Source organism: Polynucleobacter hallstattensis (assembly GCF_018881835.1).
Taxonomy (GTDB): domain Bacteria; phylum Pseudomonadota; class Gammaproteobacteria; order Burkholderiales; family Burkholderiaceae; genus Polynucleobacter; species Polynucleobacter hallstattensis.
On the sequence record NZ_JACVPO010000001.1, the window covers coordinates 1,209,065 to 1,230,851 of the forward strand.

The 21,787-nt window shown below is 46.6% G+C and carries 24 protein-coding genes; 14 read left to right on the forward strand and 10 right to left on the reverse strand.

All coding sequences use genetic code 11. The annotated features are described in order from the left end of the window. Window positions 1-897, forward strand: a complete 897-nt coding sequence (locus ICN26_RS06305; RefSeq protein WP_216267580.1) for a dienelactone hydrolase family protein — start codon at window positions 1-3, stop codon at window positions 895-897. 5 nt (window positions 898-902) lie between these two features. Further along, window positions 903-1,676, forward strand: a complete 774-nt coding sequence (locus ICN26_RS06310) for a ZIP family metal transporter (RefSeq protein ID WP_216267581.1) — start codon at window positions 903-905, stop codon at window positions 1,674-1,676. On the opposite strand, the gene ICN26_RS06315 is transcribed toward ICN26_RS06310, so the two are convergent. Beyond that, window positions 1,673-2,503, reverse strand: coding sequence for a sulfurtransferase (locus tag ICN26_RS06315; protein ID WP_216267582.1), 831 nt, complete (start codon window positions 2,501-2,503; stop codon window positions 1,673-1,675). The two genes, ICN26_RS06310 and ICN26_RS06315, sit on opposite strands and share 4 nt — an antisense overlap. A gap of 38 nt (window positions 2,504-2,541) precedes the next feature. Then, window positions 2,542-3,648 carry an aromatic ring-hydroxylating oxygenase subunit alpha gene (locus ICN26_RS06320; RefSeq protein WP_216267583.1) on the reverse strand — a complete coding sequence of 369 codons (1,107 nt, stop codon included), beginning with the start codon at window positions 3,646-3,648 and terminating at the stop codon, window positions 2,542-2,544. A 162-nt stretch (window positions 3,649-3,810) separates the two neighbouring features. On the opposite strand from ICN26_RS06320, the gene xseB reads away from it, so the two are divergent. The 4 genes from xseB to folE2 are packed head-to-tail and all read left to right on the forward strand — an operon-like array spanning window position 3,811 to window position 7,743. Then, on the forward strand, window positions 3,811-4,044 hold the full coding sequence (gene xseB / locus ICN26_RS06325; RefSeq protein ID WP_046330712.1) for an exodeoxyribonuclease VII small subunit: 234 nt from the start codon (window positions 3,811-3,813) through the stop codon (window positions 4,042-4,044). 22 nt (window positions 4,045-4,066) lie between these two features. Further along, window positions 4,067-4,969, forward strand: a complete 903-nt coding sequence (locus ICN26_RS06330) for a polyprenyl synthetase family protein (protein ID WP_216267584.1) — start codon at window positions 4,067-4,069, stop codon at window positions 4,967-4,969. A 16-nt stretch (window positions 4,970-4,985) separates the two neighbouring features. Beyond that, window positions 4,986-6,890, forward strand: a complete 1,905-nt coding sequence (gene dxs / locus ICN26_RS06335; protein ID WP_216267585.1) for a 1-deoxy-D-xylulose-5-phosphate synthase — start codon at window positions 4,986-4,988, stop codon at window positions 6,888-6,890. A 25-nt stretch (window positions 6,891-6,915) separates the two neighbouring features. Then, window positions 6,916-7,743, forward strand: coding sequence for a GTP cyclohydrolase FolE2 (gene folE2 / locus ICN26_RS06340; protein ID WP_216267586.1), 828 nt, complete (start codon window positions 6,916-6,918; stop codon window positions 7,741-7,743). Between the two features lie 16 nt (window positions 7,744-7,759). On the opposite strand, the gene tsaD is transcribed toward folE2, so the two are convergent. Continuing rightward, window positions 7,760-8,833, reverse strand: coding sequence for a tRNA (adenosine(37)-N6)-threonylcarbamoyltransferase complex transferase subunit TsaD (tsaD, locus tag ICN26_RS06345; protein ID WP_216267587.1), 1,074 nt, complete (start codon window positions 8,831-8,833; stop codon window positions 7,760-7,762). 77 nt (window positions 8,834-8,910) lie between these two features. On the opposite strand from tsaD, the gene rpsU reads away from it, so the two are divergent. From rpsU to dnaG, 3 genes are all read left to right on the forward strand, one after another. Next, on the forward strand, window positions 8,911-9,123 hold the full coding sequence (gene rpsU / locus ICN26_RS06350; protein ID WP_011903537.1) for a 30S ribosomal protein S21: 213 nt from the start codon (window positions 8,911-8,913) through the stop codon (window positions 9,121-9,123). 120 nt (window positions 9,124-9,243) lie between these two features. Next, window positions 9,244-9,690, forward strand: a complete 447-nt coding sequence (locus ICN26_RS06355) for a GatB/YqeY domain-containing protein (protein WP_216267588.1) — start codon at window positions 9,244-9,246, stop codon at window positions 9,688-9,690. 29 nt (window positions 9,691-9,719) lie between these two features. Further along, on the forward strand, window positions 9,720-11,669 hold the full coding sequence (dnaG, locus tag ICN26_RS06360; protein ID WP_216267589.1) for a DNA primase: 1,950 nt from the start codon (window positions 9,720-9,722) through the stop codon (window positions 11,667-11,669). A gap of 217 nt (window positions 11,670-11,886) precedes the next feature. Here the strand turns inward: dnaG and ICN26_RS11090 are convergent, their stop codons facing one another. After that, window positions 11,887-12,147: a hypothetical protein gene (locus ICN26_RS11090; protein WP_369411795.1), complete on the reverse strand. Its 261-nt coding sequence runs from the start codon at window positions 12,145-12,147 to the stop codon at window positions 11,887-11,889. Here ICN26_RS11090 and rpoD point away from each other — a divergent pair. Next, the gene (rpoD, locus tag ICN26_RS06365; protein WP_369411796.1) at window positions 12,140-14,446 is read left to right on the forward strand and encodes an RNA polymerase sigma factor RpoD; all 2,307 of its coding nucleotides are present in this window, start codon (window positions 12,140-12,142) and stop codon (window positions 14,444-14,446) included. The two genes, ICN26_RS11090 and rpoD, sit on opposite strands and share 8 nt — an antisense overlap. Window positions 14,447-15,024: 578 nt before the next feature. Here the strand turns inward: rpoD and ICN26_RS06370 are convergent. Then, window positions 15,025-15,954, reverse strand: coding sequence for a LysR family transcriptional regulator (locus ICN26_RS06370; RefSeq protein WP_216267591.1), 930 nt, complete (start codon window positions 15,952-15,954; stop codon window positions 15,025-15,027). A gap of 114 nt (window positions 15,955-16,068) precedes the next feature. Between ICN26_RS06370 and ICN26_RS06375 the strand changes: the two genes are divergently transcribed. From ICN26_RS06375 to ICN26_RS06390, 4 genes are read left to right on the forward strand one after another with little or no spacing between them, the layout of a single operon-like run. After that, on the forward strand, window positions 16,069-17,262 hold the full coding sequence (locus tag ICN26_RS06375; RefSeq protein ID WP_216267592.1) for a CaiB/BaiF CoA transferase family protein: 1,194 nt from the start codon (window positions 16,069-16,071) through the stop codon (window positions 17,260-17,262). Between the two features lie 7 nt (window positions 17,263-17,269). Then, entirely contained in the window at window positions 17,270-18,184 is a 915-nt protein-coding gene (locus ICN26_RS06380) for a hydroxymethylglutaryl-CoA lyase (RefSeq protein WP_216267593.1), read from the forward strand. A 10-nt stretch (window positions 18,185-18,194) separates the two neighbouring features. Continuing rightward, window positions 18,195-18,590 carry a VOC family protein gene (locus ICN26_RS06385; protein WP_216267594.1) on the forward strand — a complete coding sequence of 132 codons (396 nt, stop codon included), beginning with the start codon at window positions 18,195-18,197 and terminating at the stop codon, window positions 18,588-18,590. A gap of 12 nt (window positions 18,591-18,602) precedes the next feature. Further along, complete coding sequence (locus ICN26_RS06390) at window positions 18,603-19,577, forward strand: Bug family tripartite tricarboxylate transporter substrate binding protein (RefSeq protein WP_216267595.1); 975 nt, start codon at window positions 18,603-18,605, stop codon at window positions 19,575-19,577. A gap of 388 nt (window positions 19,578-19,965) precedes the next feature. Here ICN26_RS06390 and ICN26_RS06395 read toward each other — a convergent pair whose 3' ends face one another. The 5 genes from ICN26_RS06395 to ICN26_RS06415 are packed head-to-tail and all read right to left on the reverse strand — an operon-like array spanning window position 19,966 to window position 21,646. After that, the gene (locus tag ICN26_RS06395; RefSeq protein ID WP_046330012.1) at window positions 19,966-20,169 is read right to left on the reverse strand and encodes a hypothetical protein; all 204 of its coding nucleotides are present in this window, start codon (window positions 20,167-20,169) and stop codon (window positions 19,966-19,968) included. A 49-nt stretch (window positions 20,170-20,218) separates the two neighbouring features. Further along, window positions 20,219-20,938 carry a class I SAM-dependent methyltransferase gene (locus ICN26_RS06400; RefSeq protein WP_216266032.1) on the reverse strand — a complete coding sequence of 240 codons (720 nt, stop codon included), beginning with the start codon at window positions 20,936-20,938 and terminating at the stop codon, window positions 20,219-20,221. After that, window positions 20,935-21,099 (reverse strand): hypothetical protein, encoded by a 165-nt coding sequence (locus tag ICN26_RS06405; RefSeq protein WP_156156265.1) that lies wholly within the window; start codon window positions 21,097-21,099, stop codon window positions 20,935-20,937. The genes ICN26_RS06400 and ICN26_RS06405 overlap by 4 nt, the downstream gene beginning before the upstream one ends. 10 nt (window positions 21,100-21,109) lie before the next feature. Continuing rightward, window positions 21,110-21,433 (reverse strand): hypothetical protein, encoded by a 324-nt coding sequence (locus tag ICN26_RS06410; protein WP_216266031.1) that lies wholly within the window; start codon window positions 21,431-21,433, stop codon window positions 21,110-21,112. A gap of 27 nt (window positions 21,434-21,460) precedes the next feature. Further along, window positions 21,461-21,646, reverse strand: a complete 186-nt coding sequence (locus ICN26_RS06415; protein WP_216266030.1) for a hypothetical protein — start codon at window positions 21,644-21,646, stop codon at window positions 21,461-21,463. Window positions 21,647-21,787 lie beyond the last annotated feature (141 nt).

The window sequence follows — 21,787 nt, forward strand, 5'->3', positions numbered from 1 at the left end:
ATGACAACTAAAAAAGATCAGGGTTCAAACATGGTGTCTAGCGATAGAAGAGGTTTTATGAAAGCCTCTGCTATTACAGCAACAACTATGGGAATTGGTTTTGTAGCTGCTTCTGAGCCGGTCATGGCTGCAGCGATCCAAACAGATTTCACCGGCATTAAAGCGGGCGAGCAAATGATTCCAGTAGGAAGCTTTCAGATGCCCGCTTATATTTCACGTCCAGAAAAATCTAAAGGTAATCTGCCGATTGTGATTGTTGCCAGCGAAATATTTGGTGTACACGAATACATTGCCGATGTCACGCGACGTTTTGCTAAATTGGGTTACTTGGCGATTGCCCCAGAATTCTTTACTCGTGCTGGCGATCCGAATACTTACGGCACTATTGCCGAGATCCAAAAAAATATTGTTGCCGCAACTGGCGATACTCAAGTTCTCAATGACTTACAAGCAGCCTTAGTATGGGCTGGCAAGAACGGTGGCAATTTGAAAAAAGTTGGCGTTACTGGTTTTTGTTGGGGTGGTCGCATTACTTGGCTATCGGCCACACTGCCTCAGGTTAAGGCTGGTGTAGCTTGGTATGGTCGTGTCATTGGTGAGAAAACGGAAGGCAATCCGCGCCATCCAGTGGATATTGCCGCTGATCTCAAGGCGCCAGTGCTTGGCTTGTATGGCGGCGCTGATACCGGCATCTCCCTAGAGAGTGTTGAGCAAATGCGTGAAGCGCTTGCAAAAGCAGCCCCCAAAAATTCAGCAGCCAAAGCCTCTCGTTTTGAAATCTATCCTGATGCACCGCATGCCTTCCATGCAGACTACCGCGCTACCTATCGCGAAGGTCCTGCAAAAGATGGCTGGGAAAAATGTATTGCTTGGTTTAAACAAAACGGGGTTGCCTAATTTCCATGTCAGTACTGCAAAGCATCTTGTTGGTAACAGCGCTAGCGGGAACTACTAGCGTTCTCATTGCCGCAAGTTTTTCTTTGTCTTTGCTATCAAAGATGGTTCATAGCATGGTGAGTGTGTCAGTTGGTATTTTGCTGGCCACCGCCTTGCTCCATTCATTACCTGAAGCCTTCACGATGCCGGATGTGAACCCTCAGCTGCTATTTGCTACCTTGCTTGCGGGACTCTTGGGTTTTTTCTTCCTCGAGAAAATTTCTTTATTACGTCATAGCCATCATCATGAAGGGGATGGTCATGATCATCACCATGGTCATGATGCAGAAGTAGCGGGACGCAGTGGCTGGATGATTTTGGTCGGTGATGGCATACACAATTTTGTGGATGGTGTTTTGATTGCTGCTGCCTTTATGGCGGATTACCAGGTGGGTATCTTTACTGCGATCGCCATCATTGCTCACGAGATTCCGCAAGAAATTGGTGATTTCATCGTACTACTGAATGCTGGATTTACTCGTACTCGTGCTTTGATGTACAACTTAATTTGTGGCTTAGCTGCAGTGCTAGGTGGCGTCTTGGCGTACTTCTTTTTGGAGAGGGCGCATGCGGCAATGCCGTATTTGCTAGTTATTGCCTCAAGTAGTTTTATTTACATTGCAGTGAGTGATCTGATTCCACAAATGCACCGACGCCCACATTGGGCTGAGTCTTTACGTCAAACGATTTTGATTGCCTGTGGCGTTGGTTTGGTAATTCTGCTGTCACTCTTGCATTAAAGAGCTACTGGTCGGCTTGGGTCGGCACACCATTCGCTCCAGCTACCTGCGTATACACGTGAGCCCTTGAGGCCAGCGATTTCCATGGCTAGTAGGTTATGACAAGCCGTAACCCCAGAACCACATTGATGAATCACCTCAGAAGGTTTGGTTGAGCCCAGGAGATCTACAAAGTCTTTAAAAAGTTGCTCTGGGGCCTTAAAACTTTTTCTGGAAAGATTTTCTCTAAAACAGTAATTAATTGCGTTAGGGATATGTCCACCAATAGGATCTAAGGTTTCATTTTGACCATGGAAGCGATCACTTGCACGAGCATCAATAATGACATTCGTTTTAGCTTGAAGATTATGAACAACTTCTTCTACTGTCACTAAGCCAACATAAGGCATTGTGGGTACTAGCGTTGTTGTTGGATTTGCTTCGCGTGGCATTGTGCCGATGGGACCATTCCAAGCATCTAGTCCACCATCCAAGACTTGTACATTGGCATGGCCGGTAGCTTTGAGCATCCACCAGAGGCGACTGGCATAGACAGAGCCTTGATTATCGTAGGCAATGACTAAAGTGTTGGAGTCAATGCCTAAGCGAGATTTGGTTTGCGCCCAAGCCTGCGGACTAGGTAGCGGATGGCGACCATTCTTGCCCGTCTTTTCACCAGACAAATCGTGGTCTAGATCGATATAGAGTGCTCCTGGAATATGACCTTCTAAATAGGACTTGCGACCGGCTAGTGGATCGACTAAATCAAAGCGGCAATCGCACAGTAAAACATTCTCACCACTGTTAATAATTTCTTCTAATTGATTTGCAGTAATGAGAGGCGTCATGATGGCTTCCTATAGATAGCGTGATGGGTGTTACTGAATTATGCGCCTTGATAATTCATGGCTCGACGGTACCATTCATGAAAATGTTGCATGCCGTCTTCCATGGGGCTTTGGTATGGGCCCACTTCATTTTGACCGCGGGCTAGTAAGGCGGCGCGACCAGCATCCATGCGCTCTGCAATTTCATCATCCTCAATGCAGGTTTCCATATAGGCTGCGCGTTCTGCTTCTACGAATTCTCGTTCAAAGAGTGCGATTTCTTCTGGGTAATAAAATTCCACCACATTACGTGTTTTATTAGGGCCCAATGGATGTAATGTAGAAACACATAAAACACCCGGGTACCATTCGACCATCACATTGGGATAGTAGGTAAGCCAGATAGCGCCATGTCGGGGTGTCTTGCCTTGATGATGGCGCAACACTGCCTCATGCCACTTTTGATAGATGGGTGAGCCAGGTTTTTCTAAGTTCTTGTGAATACCAACCGTCTGCACGCTATGCCAGTCACCGAATTCCCAGCGTAAGTCTTCGCAAGAAACAAACTTACCTAAGCCTGGATGAAAGGGCACTACGTGATAGTCCTCAAGGTAGACCTCAATAAAAGTCTTCCAGTTGTAATTGCACTCATGGACCTCAACATGGTCTAGAACGTAGCCTTCAAAGTTGAGATCATCAGCTACGCTAAGCCTAGCAAGATCGGTGCGTACATCACGTGGACCCTCAAATAGAAGTCCTTGCCAATTCTGCAAAGGTGATTTACCGAGATTGAGGCAGGGCTTATCTTCAAAATGGGGTGCGCCCATAAGTTGACCGTTTAAATCATAGGTCCAGCGGTGTAAGGGGCAAATAATGTTATCTGCTCTCCCTTTGCCATTGAGCATGAGCGCTTGGCGATGGCGGCAGACATTAGAAAGGAGTTCAACGCCCGCTTGGTTTCGGACCAATAAGCGGCCTTCATTCTCGGATATCAAAGTTTGGTAAGAACCAATCTCGGGAACCATGAGTTCGTGACCAACATAGCCTGGGCCCTGCTTAAAAAGCAGTTCAATCTCACGCTGATAGAGATCAACGTCAAAATAGGCCGAAACCGGCAGTTGTAAGTTGGACGGCGCAAGCTGCTGCGCGGTAGCCAGATTAGTCATTCTCCCCACCCCCGAAAACGTCAGCCGAAGCTAAGCGGAATAACCAATCCAACCATCGACGGATCGATATTGGAAAGGAAGGAAGCGATTATACCCATCTGACCCTCATCTCGCTTTAATATAGGGGGCTACATCTCTTAGAAATTTGAAGGAAATAAGCCAATGCCAGCGAAGAAATCTGAAGATCAGAAGCCCGGTCTTGAGCTGCAAATCGACCCTAATTTGCGTTATGAGCAGGCTGTCAAGGAGCTGGAAAAGCTGATTTCAGATATGGAATCGGGCAAATTCTCTTTGGAAGAGACACTTTTGGCTTATCAGCGTGGTGCAGCACTTCTAAAACATTGCCAGGCTATGCTTGCTCAAGTTGAGCAGCAAGTTCGGGTATTTGAGGCCTAAGCCCCTCTGAGACTTGGCCTTTATGAACCACGCACTTTCATTTGAAGATTGGGTTCGTGCTCACGGGCAGCGAACTGAATTGGTTCTCGAGAGTTTGCTCGATGCTGCGAATGCTAATCCTGCACGTTTGCACGCAGCCATGCGTTACGCCGCTCAAGGTGGCGGTAAGCGTATTCGTCCTTTATTGGTTTATGCGGCTGGTGAGCTAGGTGATGATTCCGGCGAAGAGAAAAATAATGCCCTAGATTCTGCTGCCTTTGCAATCGAATGTATTCACGCCTACTCCTTGGTGCACGATGATTTGCCTTGTATGGATGATGATGATTTACGTCGTGGACGTCCTACTGTGCATAAGGCTTATGACGAGGCGACTGCTTTATTGGTTGGCGATGCATTACAAACTCGTGCATTTGAGGTTTTGGCAAATACGCAGTGCGATGGGAGCACGCGCTTGGCAATGATCAGCGCGTTGGCTAGTGCGTCTGGTTCGCGCGGTATGGCTGGTGGTCAGGCAATTGATTTGGAGAGTGTGGGTAAAAAATTAGATCTCATAGGCTTAAAACAAATGCATGCGATGAAAACAGGCGCTTTGCTTTCTTGTTCAGTGCAGATGGGCGGCATTGCTGCCAAGCTCAATTCGATTCAAATGCAGCATCTCAAAAATTACTCTGAAGCTTTAGGCCTGGCCTTTCAAATTGTGGATGATGTTTTGGACGTCACTGCAGATAGTCAAACTTTGGGTAAAACCGCAGGAAAAGACGCAGCTAACGACAAGCCCACCTATGTGACCTTGATGGGTTTAGACTATGCCAAGAAAGCGGCAACCGATTTACAAGAAACGGCAATTGCCAGCTTAGAGAGTTTTGGCGCTAAAGCCCAAGCCCTGAAAGATTTGGCTCTATTAGTGGTTAATAGAGGTAAATAAGATTACTAAAGATTTGATGACTTTAAATTCCATTCACTCCCCTGCAGATTTAAAAAAACTCTCTCGCGAGCAACTGCCTGCGCTTGCAGATGAGTTGCGCCAGTTTGTGTTGGATTCAGTATCTAAAACGGGTGGACATCTTTCCTCTAACTTAGGTACGGTCGAGTTATCCATCGCCTTGCACTATGTATTTGATACCCCGCATGATCGGATTGTGTGGGATGTGGGTCACCAAAGTTATCCGCACAAAATTTTGACTGGTCGTCGTGAGCGAATGGGTAGCTTGCGCCAGTTGAATGGCTTGTCAGGTTTTCCACGTCGTGCTGAAAGTGAGTACGATGCCTTTGGTACTGGCCACTCTTCAACGAGTATTTCTGCGGCAATGGGCATGGCTCGCGCTTTCCAAACTAAGGGTGAGAAGCAAGTCGCCGTTGCGGTGATTGGCGATAGCGCCATGACTGGCGGTATGGCATTTGAAGCCATGAACAATGCGGGTGTGTATGAGGACCTACCATTAGTAGTCATTCTGAATGACAACGATATGTCGATCTCGCCAGCAGTGGGTGCACTCAATCGACACCTTGCTAGACTATTGAGCGGCAATATTTACTCTGCAACCAAGAAGGGTATCGATAGCGTTCTATCCATTGCACCACCTTTGCGTGAGTTTGCTAAACGCTTAGAAGATCATGCTAAGGGCATGGTTTCCCCATCCACTATTTTTGAAGAGTTTGGTTTTAACTACTTCGGCCCAATCGATGGCCATGACTTGGATGCTCTCATTCCGATGTTGCAAAATGTACGCCGCTTGGCGCTTGAGGGGCGCGGCCCCCAGTTCTTGCATGTAGTCACTCGCAAAGGTCAGGGCTATGAGTTGGCTGAAGCAGATCCGGTGCTATATCACGGACCAAGTAAGTTCAATCCAGAAGAGGGGGTTAAGAAGTCCGCCACTCCTTCTCAAAAAACCTTTACTCAAGTATTTGGTGAATGGCTGTGCGATATGGCGCATGCTGATCCATTGCTGATTGGTATTACGCCAGCAATGCGTGAAGGCTCTGGACTGGTGGAGTTTGAAAAGAATTTCCCTAAGCGTTATTACGATGTTGGTATTGCTGAACAACATGCAGTGACTTTTGCTGCTGGTATGGCCTGTGAAGGTATGAAGCCAGTAGTAGCTATTTACTCCACCTTTCTGCAGCGAGCCTATGATCAACTCATTCATGATGTCGCGATTCAGGATCTACCGGTACTGTTTGCATTAGATCGTGCTGGTTTAGTTGGGGCGGATGGTGCAACTCATGCTGGTGCGTATGACATTCCATACCTTCGCTGCATCCCCAATATGTTGGTCTTGACGCCGGCTGATGAAGCAGAGTGTCGTGATTTACTGACGACTGCATATCATCAGCCGCACCCAAGCGCAGTGCGCTATCCACGCGGTGCTGGTGTTGGAACGATTCCTTCAAAAGAATTACGTACTGTGCCACTAGGTAAAGGTGAAGTGCGTCGTAAGTCGAGCGCGCCTGCTGGTCAGCGTATTGCTATTTTGGCTTTTGGCACCTTGCTTTATCCAGCGCTCGAAGTGGCTGAACAAATGGATGCCTCAGTTGCTAATATGCGTTTTGTTAAGCCCTTGGATCTTGAGCTTCTTAAATCCTTGGCGCAAGACCATGATTATTTTGTGACGATTGAAGATGGTGCGATTCAGGGTGGTGCAGGCAGTGCGTGCTTAGAGGCACTTTCTGCAATGGTGATAAACAAACCCCTTTTGCAATTAGGTCTTCCTGATGTATTCGTGGAGCATGGCGATTACAAGCTCCTGATGAGTCAATGTGGCTTGGACGTTGCGGGGATTACAAAGGCTATTTCTCTACGTTTTCCCGCTAAAACTGCAGTAAATCCTGTGGCTGTAGGCAAATAAGTCATTTTTGCCTGAAAATAGAGTCATGAACGACATCAACACCGCCTTTCTCAAACCGCAATCCATGCCAGACATACAGTCTTCGCATGATGAGCGCGCTTTACCAATTGAGCAGGTGGGGATTCGGGGATTGCGTCATCCATTGAATATTCGCACTCAGACGGGTGTGATGCCAGCAGTTGGCCATTTTGAAATGGATGTAGCTTTGCCTGAGCATGTGAAGGGCACTCACATGTCTCGCTTCATTGCACTCTTGCAAAAACATAATGAGCCTATTGACAGCGCATACGTTGTTGTCATGGTGCGTGAGATGTTGCCCCTGCTCAATGCCACTGAAGGTCGCATTCAATTTACCTACACCCACTTCGTAAAAAAAGCTGCACCTGTATCCGGTGTTGAAAGCTTGATGGACTACGAGGTGACTTGGACTGCAAAAGCAAAACAAAATGCATCTGGTGCAATTGATGTTCAGTTAAATCTGCGCGCTCTCGTTCCAGTGATGAGTCTATGCCCTTGCTCTAAAGAGATTTCGGAGTATGGAGCTCACAATCAACGCTCACACGTGACCATGTCAGTAGAGCTGGATTCGCAAACTAAGATGACGGTAGAAGATTTAGTTGCAGCTGCTGAGAGCCAAGCCTCTAGTGAGTTGTGGGGCCTACTCAAGCGACCTGATGAGAAGTGGGTTACCGAGCGCGCTTATGACAATCCGAAGTTTGTAGAAGACTTAGTGCGCGATGTAGCTGGCCAGCTTAAAGGTGATCAACGTATTTTGTCTTTAGTGGTTGAGGCTGAGAACTTTGAGTCGATTCACAATCACAGTGCCTACGCCAAAATTAGTCTGACTAAGTAATAAACTCAGCAATAATCTAAATAAGATTATTGCTCGCCAAATCCCAGCGGGGTTTGATATCAAAAGCGCCTGAAGTTGTAGAGCCGTTATTTGCTGCCAACATGCGCAGTGCTCCAGCAAATGCAATCATCACACCGTTATCAGTGCATAGATCGACTGGTGGGTAGTGCACTTCGAAGCGATTCTTCTTGGCGCTGGCATTTAGTGCCGCGCGTAATTGCAAATTGGCACCCACACCACCTGCTAGCACTAGGTGTTTACAGCCAGTTTGTTTGAGTGCTTTTTCTGATTTACTCACTAGTACTGCAACTAAGGCATCGACAAAGCTGCGTGCGATATCCGCATGAAAAGTGGCAATCTCATCAGAATCGGTAATGCCTAGCGCCTCAAATTTTTTCACCTGGTTCAGAACCGCTGTTTTGAGTCCAGAGAAAGAAAAGTCCAAATCGCCTGAGTGCAGCATTGGCCTTGGCAAATCAAATCTTCCGGATTGCCCTTTTTCTGCCAATTTGGAGATGGCGGCACCGCCTGGGTAGTCCAAGCCTAATAATTTGGCTGTTTTATCAAAGGCTTCGCCCGCAGCGTCGTCCAAGGTTTCACCCAGAAGTTGGTACTTACCAACTCCGCTCACCAGCATGAGTTGGGTATGTCCGCCGGAGACTAGGAGGGCAATAAAAGGAAATTCCGGTACAGAAACCCCTAAAAGTGGTGAAAGCAGGTGCCCTTCAAGGTGATGCACCCCAATCGAGGGTAAATTGAGCCCCTGGGCTAGGGATTTGGCAAAAGCACTGCCCACGAGGAGGGCTCCAGCCAATCCAGGCCCCTGGGTATAGGCGACCGCATCAAGATCCTTTAATTTGAGTCCAGCCTCATGCAAAGTGTCGTCCAGAAGAGGTAAAACCCGCCTAATATGGTCTCTAGAGGCCAATTCCGGGACAACGCCGCCGTAGTCTCGGTGCATGGCAATTTGGGAGTGCAGTGCCTGCCCTAGGATGCCCTGATGGGCTGGGGCGTGGTTTTCCCAGGGGGTGGTGTCGTATATGGCTACCCCGGTCTCATCACAAGAAGTTTCTATCCCTAAAACAATCATTTTTCTACTTGGTCGTGCTAGAATCGCATTTCAGTTAATTTATCGATATTTTTCGAGCATATACGAGTTAAACAAGTATGACTACAGTCCGCCTCCGTGAGAACGAACCTTTTGAAGTGGCATTGCGCCGTTTCAAGCGCACCATTGAAAAGAATGGCCTTTTGACAGACTTGCGTGCCCGCGAGTTCTACGAGAAGCCAACGGCTGAACGTAAACGTAAGAAGGCTGCTGCTGCTAAACGCCATTACAAGCGTATTCGTAGCCAGATGTTGCCTAAGAAGCTTTACTAATCGAATTTAAAAGCTCTCCTCACCGAGAGGCTTTGAAACCCGCTGACGGTGAAACGCAGCGGGTTTTTGCTTTTGAATCACCATCAATTTATGAGATATTGAATACTGGGGAAAAATGCCATGAGTCTGAAAGATCAAATTACTGAAGATATGAAAAACGCGATGCGTGCAAAAGAAGTAGCGCGCCTTGGAACTATTCGTCTTTTATTAGCAGCCATCAAGCAGCGTGAAGTGGATGATCGTATTGTGATGGATGATGCCAGTGTCATCGCTACTATTGAGAAGATGATTAAGCAGCGCAAAGATTCCATCTCTCAATTTGAAAAAGCCAATCGTGATGATTTAGTAGCGATTGAAGCGGCTGAGATGGTCATTCTGCAAGATTACTTACCTGCGCAGTTATCTGATGCTGAAGTAGAGGCAGCTGTGGCAGCAGCGCTTGCGTCGACTGGTGCTGCTGGTCCACAGGACATGGGTAAAGTGATTGGCGTTCTCAAAGCTCAATTAGCTGGTAAAGCTGATATGGGCAAAGTTTCTAGTTTGGTAAAAGCGGCGCTGGCTAAGTAAGTTAACAAGCTCAGCCTCATCCCATACTGATGGCTCTCATACCCCAATCCTTCATCGCCGATTTATTAAATCGGGTGGACATCGTGGATGTGGTTGGGCAGCATGTGAAGCTAAAAAAAGCGGGCGCGAACTTTCAAGGTTTGTGCCCTTTCCATTCAGAAAAATCCCCTTCATTTTCCGTATCACCCACCAAGCAGTTCTATCACTGCTTTGGTTGTGGAGCGCACGGCTCTGCTATTAGTTTTCTGATGGAGTATTCCGGACTTGGTTATGTGGATGCCATCGAAGACTTAGCTCGTTCCGCAGGATTGGATGTGCCACGTGAAGAGCGCACTGCGAATGATGTTGCCCGCCAACAGCAGACTATGGCATTAAGTGAAGTGATGAGTGCTGCTGCTGATTGGTATCGCCAACAGCTCAAAGTAGCACCACGTGCAGTGGAATATCTGAAGGGGCGCGGCCTTACCGGTGAGATCGCTAAGCGTTATGTCTTGGGTTATGCGCCCGATGGTTGGCAAGGTCTTGAAGCAGTCTTTGGTACTTATGCCAATGATGAAGTGGCTAAGACTTTGCTGGAGGGTGGTTTATTGATTCAGAGCGAGCAGACTGATAATAATCAAACTGCAAGACGCTACGATCGCTTTCGTGACCGCATCATGTTTCCGATTCGCAATCCTAAGGGGCAGACTATTGGCTTTGGTGGACGTATCCTGGACCAAGGTGAGCCCAAGTATTTAAATTCACCAGAGACACCACTGTTCTCTAAAGGCAATACGCTTTACGGATTATTCGAAGCAAGACAGGCCATTCGCTCTCAAGAATATGTTCTTGTATGTGAGGGTTATATGGATGTCGTGGCACTCGCACAATTGGGCTTTCCTAATGCTGTAGCCACATTAGGTACAGCCTGTACCGCAAACCACGTTCGTATGTTGTTGCGCCAAACTGATCGCATTGTGTTTTCCTTTGATGGTGACTCTGCTGGACAGCGTGCGGCGCAACGTGCGCTGGAAGCGTGCCTCCCATTAATGTCTGATGACAAAGAAATTCGTTTCTTATTTTTACCGACGGAGCATGACCCCGATAGTTATGTCCGAGCTTATGGTGCATCTGCTTTTGAAAAAATCATCAAAGAAGCCATGTCGCTCTCAAGCTTCTTTTTTAAGATTGCAAGTCAAGACCACGAGTTGACAACGCCTGAAGGAAGAGCGCAAACGCATCATGCAGCAAAACCGATGCTGCTATCAATGCCACCAATTGCTCTGCGTACGCAAATATTGCGTGAGCTCGCCATTCGCACTAATTCAACGCCTGCAGAGTTAGAGTCTTTCTGCGGATTGACGATAGTACCTGCACCAGTGCAGCAGGGTTCTTATGCGGCAACGAATCAACGCGCACCTAATTTTGTGCAAGCTAATAGCGGTAACCGGACTCAGGGCGCCCCTTGGCAGACTTCTAAGGGTTCAGCGAAAAGAGCCCCAGTGCTTAATATTCCACCTCCGCAAGCCCCTACTGATTTGGCGGAGCAGATGTTGCGAGTTTTGATTCAGTTTCCACATTTAGGAAAAGCTTTGGATGCTAATAAGAGGGCGCTTGCGTTGCAGGCTTCCGAGCTACGCTCAGAAAAAGCATTGGAGCTCATGAAGGATTTATTGATTCAATGTGATCAAGTTGAATTCATTTCCGGTGAGAACGGCAAGCCACCTACTGTGGGTGCCGGTGCATTCGCTTTGTTCCAAGAGCAGCTATCTCGCAGTGAGCTGGCCCCGCTCTATGAGGTGTTAAGAAAGCGGGTCATGGGCTCCGATTTAGAGATTGAGGGTGCGATTGCTGATTTAGATGGGGCTTTCAAAAAGCTGGAGCTGACCCACCTGAAAACAGAAATGACAGAAATCGCCCAAAAGATTGCTGGCAGCACTGCTACAGAGCAAGATCGAGCTAGATATCGCGAGTTGGGCGAAAGATTGAAATTCTCCTGAGAATTTTCTGATTTAAGCCTAGGAAAACCCGAAATTTACCCCATATTTTGAGTGAAGATGGGGGTAAAAAAGTCACAATCGACTATAATCCTCTATTCCCAGAAAAAAACCGATTTAATTCAGCCACTTGCGCTTTATTTTGAAGAAATTTGGGGCAAGTGGACTAAGTGGCTGCGCCTTAGCAGTCGAGAACAATCATCAGTAACGTGAGTAAGTGCTAATAAATGCCCAATACCAAGAAAAAACCAGCAGCTAAACCAGCTAAGCCAGTAGCGAAAGCTAAAGCACCAGCCAAGCCAGCGGCAAAAGCCAAGGCACCTGCTAAACCAGCGGCCAAAGTAAAAACTCCGGCTAAACCAGCTAAGCCGGTAGCAAAAGCCAAAGCGCCAGCAAAGCCAGCGGCCAAAGCCAAGGTACCCGCTAAACCAGTAGCTAAAGCTAAGGCACCAGCCAAAGCGCCAGCTAAGCCAGTGGCCAAAGCAAAGACGCCTGCTAAACCAGCAGCTAAAGCTAAGGCACCAACAAAAGTAGCAGCTAAGCCAGTAAAGGCACCGGCTAAAGCGGCAAAAGCTGTAGCAAAGACTGCGGCTAAACCAGTAGCAAAAGTGGAGGCACCTAAAAAAGGTAAAGCCGCCGCTCCTAAGGTTGAGTTAAAGCCAGCTAAGGCAGCTAAAGCTACTAAGGAAGTTCCGGAAGCTAAAGAAGCCAAGGGCAAAAAAGCAAAAGCAGTTGAGCTAAAGACTGAGCTTGTTGCGACTGAAGAGGTAAAAAAAGGTCGCAAACCGAAAGCGGATGCTCCTGCGGAAGGCGCTGAGCCAGTTCTGACAGATCGTCAAAAAGCGCGTGAGCGTAAGGCCAAAGAAAAAGCACTCTTAAAAGAATTCGCAGCACAACAGTTAGGCTCTGAAGAGCAACAAGAATTACGTCGTACCCGTCTAAAGACATTGATCAAGATGGGTAAGTCCAAGGGTTATTTAACTCATGGAGAAATGAATGACGTGATGTCTGATGAGTTGTCAGACGCTGATGCATTAGAAACATTGATCAGCCTCTTAAATGATATCAACATTACTGTGTATGAGCAGGCTCCAGATGCTGAGACGCTCCTCCTGAATGAAAATGCTTCAGCAACCACTTCCGAAGAAGAGGCTGAAGAAGAGGCTGAAGCCGCTTTAGCTACCGTCGACTCAGAGTTTGGTCGTACAACCGATCCAGTGCGTATGTATATGCGCGAGATGGGTACTGTCGATTTGCTGACTCGCGAAGGCGAGATCGTGATCGCGAAGAAGATTGAAGCAGGCCTTAAAGATATGGTGATGGCTTTGGCTGCTTGCCCTGTCACTATTGGCGAGATCTTAGCTAACGTAGACAAGATTGCTAGTGGCGAGATGGAGATTGATCAGTTCGTAGATGGATTGGTCGATCCTAATGCCGAAGATATTAAGCTTGGACCTGAAGAGCCAGAGATCGACCCAGATGCTGAAGAGGGCGACGATGAAGGCGGTGAAGATGAGGGCGGCGGTGGCGGCGGTGGCGCAGCTACAGCTAACGCTAAGCAATTAGAGGAGTTAAAGCAGATCTCTCTAGAGAAATTTGCAATTGTGCGCACCCAGTCTGACAAGATGCGTCGCGCTTTTGATAAAGAGGGCTATAACTGCCCAGCTTATATCAAGGCACAAGAAGCTATTCGTGGCGAGTTGCTTGGTTTCCGCTTAACTGCAAAGAGTGTTGAGAAATTATGTGACACCATGCGTTTACAAGTAGATCAAGTTTGGAAGCTCGAGCGCGGCATTGTGAGCTTATTGGTAGATAAAGTTGGCGTAAATCGTAGCGAAGTATTAAAAGACTTCCCGAAAATGTCGATGAATCTAGAGTGGGTAAATAAGCTCCTCAAAGAAAACAAGCCATACACCGCATTGCTGCAACGTAATGTTCCAGCGATTCAGGAATTACAGCAGAAATTAATCGACATTCAGACGCGTGTTGTATTGCCACTTCCAGAATTAAAAGAAGTAAACAAGCAGATGATTGCTGGCGAGAAGCGTGCGCGTGAAGCGAAACGTGAAATGACGGTTGCCAACTTACGCTTGGTAATCTCGATTGCTAAGAAATACACCAACCGCGGTTTGCAGTTCTTGGATTTGATTCAGGAAGGTAATATCGGTTTGATGAAGGCGGTAGATAAGTTTGAATACCGTCGTGGTTATAAGTTCTCTACTTATGCAACTTGGTGGATCCGTCAGGCGATTACCCGTTCTATTGCTGACCAGGCACGTACGATCCGTATCCCAGTTCATATGATTGAGACGATCAACAAGATGAACCGTATTAGCCGTCAAATCTTGCAAGAGACTGGTCATGAGCCAGATGCTGCAACCTTGGCTCTCAAGATGGAAATTCCTGAGGACAAGATTCGCAAGATCATGAAGATTGCTAAAGAGCCAATCTCCATGGAGACACCAATTGGTGACGACGCGGACTCAAACTTGGGTGACTTCATTGAAGACAGTAATACCTTAGCTCCAGCTGAAGCAGCTTTGCATGACTCAATGCGCGATGTAGTGAAGGATGTTCTAGATTCATTAACACCACGCGAAGCAAAAGTATTGCGTATGCGCTTTGGTGTTGAGATGAGTACAGACCATACTCTCGAAGAAGTTGGTAAGCAGTTTGATGTGACGCGTGAGCGTATTCGTCAGATTGAAGCTAAGGCCTTAAGAAAGATGCGTCATCCAAGCCGCAGCGACAAACTCAAGACCTTCCTCGAAGAGGATTGATCCAAAGACTAACGGGCCTATAGCTCAGTTGGTTAGAGCAGAGGACTCATAAGAAAGAAGTCCTAGGGGTCTTGTAACAAAGACCTCAATAGATTCAAGAGGTTAGTGGTCGATTAGGTGGTCAAAATTGCTTACACACCGACTACACACCGGAGCAAAAACCGAGGTGTGTAGTAAATGCGGTTTTAGTGTGGTTTTGCAGTGGTAAACACCAGCAGTAAGGTGTGTAGTAAATGTAACGATTTAGGGCCCATAGCTCAGTTGGTTAGAGCAGAGGACTCATAGCGAAAGTTGTGCCTTATGCTTGGAAACTGCATAAGGGATGGTGTCAAATTCGGAGAAAGCTAAATGTAGCCAAAAGCTGCACAAGCTAACGCCGAGCCAAGCTTCAGCGTGAAAGTGCTGTTGAAGGTGTAGAGACTAGACGGCACCCATCTAAGTTGAGCAATCAATATGATGAAGGCATAGTCCAGGGAGTGGCGAAAGCTACACAAACCGGAATCCTTTGGTCCCAGGTTCAAGTCCTGGTGGGCCCACCAGTAATAAAAACGACTTAGGGAGAAATTCCTAAGTCGTTTTTATTTGCGCTTAGGTTGACAGTTTTCATTCAGAAATTCGACTAACAGGGCAGAAGATGGGGATAGTGCGGAGCCTGCATTGGTAGCTAGCAAGAGATTTCGTACTGACCAAGAGTCTTTGATTTTTATGGCAGCAAGATCCATGGCCTGCAACTGAGCGGAACAGGCTTGAATCGGCATCACCCCGATTCCTAAATTGGCGGAGATCATTTTGCACATCGCATCATAACTACGCACCTGAATACGCAGGCGCATCCGTTCCCCCAATTTTTCTGCATGTCTTGACGTGAGTTCCAACAAGGCGCTACCGCGGTTTAGGCCAACAAAGTCATACTGAAGACAATCTTTAAACGAAACGATCTTATTTTTATTTTTGTGGAGCGGGTGATCTTTGCTGCATGCAATTACAAGCTCATCTACGCCTATAACTATAGTGTCTAGGCCGGTGACCGGTGTCCCTTCGGCAAAGACGCCAATATCTGCAATACCATCAACCAACGCTTTGACGATATCGCTACTGAGCTGCTCCTCAACTTCAACCTGAATTTGGGGATGCAGTTTTAAAAAAGAGGCAAGTGCCGAGGGTAGAAATTCAGAGAGTGCAGACATATTGGCCCAAAGTCGCACATGCCCTTTAATTCCTTTGGAATAGTCGCCGATCTCATTACTGAATTGCTCGAAGCCTTGGAACAGCCGTAATGCATGTTGCATAACGGTATGGCCAGCTTGCGTCAGAGTCACGCCTTTGGCAGAGCGTTCCAGCAAAACAAGACCCACAGTTTCTTCTAGTTCAGACATGCGCCGGCTCGCTGCTGAGAGTGCTAAGCTGCATTTTTGAGCGCCCTTGGTAATGCTTTGCGCTTTTGCAACAGCGCAAAAGAGTTTGAGGGTGACAAAATCGATTCTGCTGGGATTGATTGGATTGCGCATCAACCCATTCTAGCGAAGCCTTCGCAAAATGAGAAGGCTTGTGTTGTATAAAGCAATTCACAGTGGCCTTAAATCAACATAAAGTAAGACAACCAAATTATTTTAAGAATGACCATGGAGCCTTTAGCAAATCTCAAAGTAATCGAAATGGGCCAGCTTATTGCCGGCCCTTTTGCGGCAAAAACATTAGCTGATTTTGGTGCAGATGTCATTAAGATCGAGGCACCAATTGTTGGAGATGCTCTGCGTAAATGGCGTTTGCTAAAAGTCGGTACATCGGTTTGGTGGCAGGTTCAATCGCGTAATAAGCGCTCACTCTCATTGGACTTGAAACTCTTTGAAGCACAAGAGATTGTCAGGAGCCTAGTAAAGGAGGCGGATATTCTGATTGAGAATTTTCGTCCAGGCACCTTGGAGTCTTGGGGTCTAGATCCTCAGGATTTACTGCAGATCAATCCCAAATTAATCGTGCTGCGCATTAGTGGTTATGGGCAAACAGGCCCTTACCGTGATAAGCCTGGATTTGGCGTAGTAGCTGAGGCAATGGGTGGTTTACGACATTTAACTGCTGAGCCTGGGAGAACTCCAGTACGAGTTGGCGTCAGTATTGGAGATACTCTCGCCGCACTGCATGGCGTCATTGGAATACTGCTCGCATTACAGGAGCGGCACACCAGCGGCAAAGGACAAGTCATCGATATTGCACTGTATGAGGCGGTGTTTAATTGCATGGAGAGTTTGTTACCAGAATACAGCGCGTTTGGTGAAGTCCGCCAAGCAGCTGGCAGTGCATTACCTGGTATTGCGCCATCCAATGCATACCAGTGCCAGGATGGAAAATACATCTTGATTGCAGGCAATGGCGATAGTATTTTTAAGCGTCTCATGAAACTCATAGGACGAGAAGATTTGGCTGAAGATGCAGAATTCGGTAGCAATGATGGGCGAGTGAAACGGGTTGGTGAATTGGATGAGGCAATTGGCGTTTGGGCCAGCCAGATTTCAGTTGAACAGGCTCTTGAAGCATTGGATCAAGCCAGTGTTCCTGCTGGAAAGATATTTACGATTGAAGACATTGCGAAGGATCCACACTACCACGCCCGCGGAATGATCGAAACAATTTATATGAAGGATGGCAGTGCACTACAGGTTCCGGGCATTATTCCAAAGTTATCAAGAACCCCGGGCTCGATGAAATCATTGGCGCCTGAGGTGGGGGAACAAACCGATCAAATCTTGCAGGAGCTTGGACTTAGTAGTCAGCAGATTACTGCATTAAAAGACAAAGGTATTGCATTTACACACTGAGATGAATATGAATCGAATTTACTTTAATGAAGTTGCAACGCGAGATGGCTTTCAAATTGAGCCAAACTTTATTCCGACCGATCAAAAAATTGAATTGATCGACGCTTTAAGCCAATGTGGTTATGCAAAGGTAGAAGTCACCTCATTTACATCGCCTAAAGCAATTCCGATGCTGAAAGATGCTGAAGAGGTGATGAGCCGAATTCAGCGCAATCCCAAAGTGGAGTATTCGGTTTTGGTGCCTAATTTACGAGGCGCACAGCGCGCCTTAGATTCAAAAGCAGACGAACTGAATTTAGTTATGTCAACTTCAGAAACCCATAATCGCAGTAATTTACGGATGGGTCGTGAAGAGAGTTTCTCAGCTTTGCGTGAGGTTATTGAATTCATCAACGGCCGAATCCCAATCAACGTTTCTTTATCAACTGCATTTGGTTGCCCGATGGAGGGGGACGTTCCCCAAGATGGTGTTTTGAATTATGTAAGTCGTTTTGATCACTTAGGCGTTCGTGGTGTGACCATTTGTGACACAACGGGTATGGCTCAGCCTGTGCAGGTGAAAAAAATGATCGACGCACTCCATAATCAATTTAAACACCTGCAGCTCACCATGCATTTTCACAATACGAGGGGCATGGGATTGGCGAACATACTAGCTTCGGTAGAGTCTGGAATTACCCGATTTGACGGCTCATTGGGGGGTTTGGGGGGTTGTCCTTATGCCCCTGGAGCTAGTGGTAACGTATGCAGCGAAGACGCCATTCACATGGTGGATGCGATGGGATATGACACAGGTATTCAATTGGATGCACTGCTGTCGATTGCAAAAGGACTCCCTCGGATTGTGGGGCACGATGTTCCTGGTCAAGTTGCTAAAGCCGGGCGCATTCATGATCTGCATCCAGAGCCACCATGCCAATAGGGAGAGCAATATGATTGATCACTTAGACCACCTGGTTTTAACAACCGCAAAAGAAGCGGCCTGCATTGATTTCTACACCCGGGTACTCGGTATGCAGCTCGAGTCTTTTGTTGGCGGAACGCCGCCGGTTGAACGCAAAGCCTTTCGTTTTGGCAATCAAAAAATCAATCTACACATTAAGGGCAAAGAGTTTGAACCCAAGGCAGATATTCCAACGCCGGGATCCTTGGATTTATGTTTTATTGCCGACCGATCACTGAATGAGGTTATAGCTAAGCTGAATCAAGCGCAGTGGCCTATTATTGAGGGACCAGTCATGCGGACAGGCGCCACTCAAAAAATCAATTCCGTTTACGTACGCGATCCCGATCAGAACTTGATTGAGATTTCCGAGTTAATCAAATAGGGACTAGATAACATGCTCAAAAATTTCAAACTAATTGCAACCAGCCTAATCTGTATTTTTATCGCATCTGCTAGCGTGCATGCCCAAAGCTGGCCTAATAAGCCTATTACTTTGGTTGTGCCAACAGCGCCTGGAGGAACAACCGATTTCTCTGCGCGGCTGGTAGCCGAATCCATGAGTAAGACACTGGGGGTGCCGGTATTGGTTGACAATAAACCCGGTGGGTCTGGCAATATTGGAAATCAATTCGTTGCACGATCTAAGCCTGATGGCTACATCTTGCTTGTGAGTTATAGCGGATACCATGTAGGAAATCCCCATTTGTTTAAGCAGGCAGGCTGGGACCCGATTCGTGATTTTGCTCCAGTAGGGATGATGACGGTAGCTCCGCAGGTGATTGCAATTAACCCTAAGTTACCAATTAATAATTTGAAGGAACTGATTGCGTATGCAAAGAAGAATCCTGGTAAATTGAATTACGCCTCTTCAGGGTCTGGATCCATTCAGCACATTGCAGGTGAACTCTTTAAACAACAAACAGGAACATTCATTACCCATATTCCTTATCGCGGATCGGGCCCTGCAGTTCAAGATTTAATAGGTGGGCAGGTTGATATGTTTATTACAACTCCAGCTGGCGTTGTCAGCCAAATTCAAGCGGGAAGCTTGCGTGGTTTAGCCGTAACTGGAAAGAAGCGCCTTGGCGCTTTGCCACAGATGCCAACAACAGATGAGGCTGGCTTGCCAAATTATGAATTAGATTCGTGGTTTGCTATGTTTGCGCCTGCAGGCACTAATCCAGAGATCATCCAAAAACTGAATCTAGCACTGGGATCGGCTTTGAACTCGCCAGAAGCCAGAGCTAGAGCGGACGGCGCTGGAACAACTATTCAAACGATGACGCCGGCAGAGCTAGGCGACTTCACGCGCAAGGAGTTGGATCGCTGGGGTAAAGTGATTCAAACTTCTAAAATGACAATTGATTAAAGCAGGGCTCACAATTGGTTGATTCCATGTTCAAGTCCTGGTGGGCCCACCAGTAAAGCAAGCCCTCATCAGAAATGGTGTGGGTTTTGTCTTTTGAGCGTTACTTTAAGTAAGGCTGGGGGTGTTAAAAAAGTGTGCAGGCAGCACTACGCAGTTTTAATGACAACATAGAGCATCGACTTGGTGTATTGAAGAACTGCTAACCATTAATAAGAGGCTATGAGTTTAGAGAGGTAACAACTAACTAAGGTCAAGGTCGCACGTTCGAATCTTGCTGGGTAGGCCAAAAACCTAATAAAAAATTAACCCTGTACCAATGAATAAAAGGCTTTTGATAGAAACTTTAAATAGAGGAGTGTGTAGGCATATCCGCAGAATCAATTAATTTCTACTGCCTTCTACGTTTTTTCCATGTATAGAGTTCGCCATTTGGAAACTTACCATCCAAGATACCATCGGCTCCGAACTTTCCTACTACTTCGGTGCCATTGAATTGAATTGTTACAAACTCACCTAGTTCTTTCGCCCAAGCCATTGCTTGGTCTAGGGTTTCAAATTCAAGAAGCTCTGTATTGTGTTTTACGGTAATCACTTTAGGCTTGGCAAATTCTTATTAATTAATTCTCATGAATGCAACAGGTTTATTCTCGTTTACGAAACACCACAACATGTTGCCATGGCAGGGTGCTTACAGTTCGCTCCCAATCTAAAGCGAAAATACCTGCTTCCCGCTTAATTTGCGCCTCACTCATTTTATGTAGAGGTTTGATTGGTACGCGCGCATCTTCTGCTTTGTATTCCACGAAAACAATACGACCTCGGGGTTTGAGGGCCTGCATGATGCTGTTCATTACTTCATAAGGGTAGGCCAGTTCGTGATACACGTCGACCATAATGGCCATATCGATAGAGTTCTTAGGTAATTTAATATCGTCGACTGTACCTAGCCTTACTTCGATCTGCGAAAGCTTCGAGCGTTTTACCCCGGTTTGTAGAATATTCACCATTTCGGGCTGTAAATCCAGTGCGATAATTTTTCCGCCTGGCATCACCAGCGGAGCCATGCGACGGGATAGGTAGCCGGTACCGGCGCCAATATCCGCAACAACCATGCTTGGTTGCAATGCCAATGCTTCTAGTAATAAATCTGTACGCTCTTCGCGCTCCCGCTTATCCCGCTCAAGCCATGAGGCACCTTGCCAGCCCATGACCCCTGAGATTTCACGATCCATATAGCGCTTACCGATGCCATCAGCGCTGGCTGGGATAGAGACATATCCTGGTGGGGTAGTCTGCTGCGCGAGTGTGAGATTGGCAGCAAACAATAATGTAAATAAGCTAACAATCCTAATAATCATCATTTACATTCTTGGCGATCCAGCTCCGTATTTTGTGCTTTCTTCTTCTGGTCTTTTTCTCGCTCCTTTTTAAGATCACGCAATTGCCACCAGGCAAATAGCAAAATCCCTCCAAACACCAGCACTACTTCAAGCAAGATAACAGGACCGAAGTTATCCATCATTTCCCAAGTCCTATGTACTCATTTTGGGATCTGTAATACAAGCTTTCAGTGCTTTTAACTCTATAACCTTCAGCCATTCAGGCTTTGCTTTTGGATTCATGACTAATTCATTAACTTGCCGATTTGAAGCATTTTTAGAAATGAAGTCGGCTTGGCAATTGCAATAAGCGGTAAAGTCTTCCTCAGTCAGCGCTTTGCCTTTAATGCCTTGATGTTCAGCTACTTGCTCGCGAGCGCAATTCTTTTGATAATCTTTAGAGATTGCTTGGGCAAATGACTGGTTGGACAATATTAAGATAAAACACAAGGTTATAAGACTGCGAAACATAAACATAGTACTTTTCCTTTAAGAGCATTCCTATTAGTTAGCGGCTATTCTTCCGTGAATATCAAGATCGGACTCATCCACTTCTAAGAAATCTTCCTCAATAATGGTTACCCCCTCTAGCTGTTCAATATATTCTCGGACGGCATAGAAGGGTGCAATTTGAGGCTGGTTTCTATCTTGCTTATCCCAGACTCTATAACGAAATACACTCAAGCGCATTGATGGTCACCTAAATGGTTATGAGCCCAATAAATGGTTCAAATGACGCTTGGTATATGCTTTGCGAGCATCAATCAAAGCTAAGGCCAAATTATTAAGAAACTGTTTGAACTTGTTCATTTAAGGCTCCTTGAGTTTTAT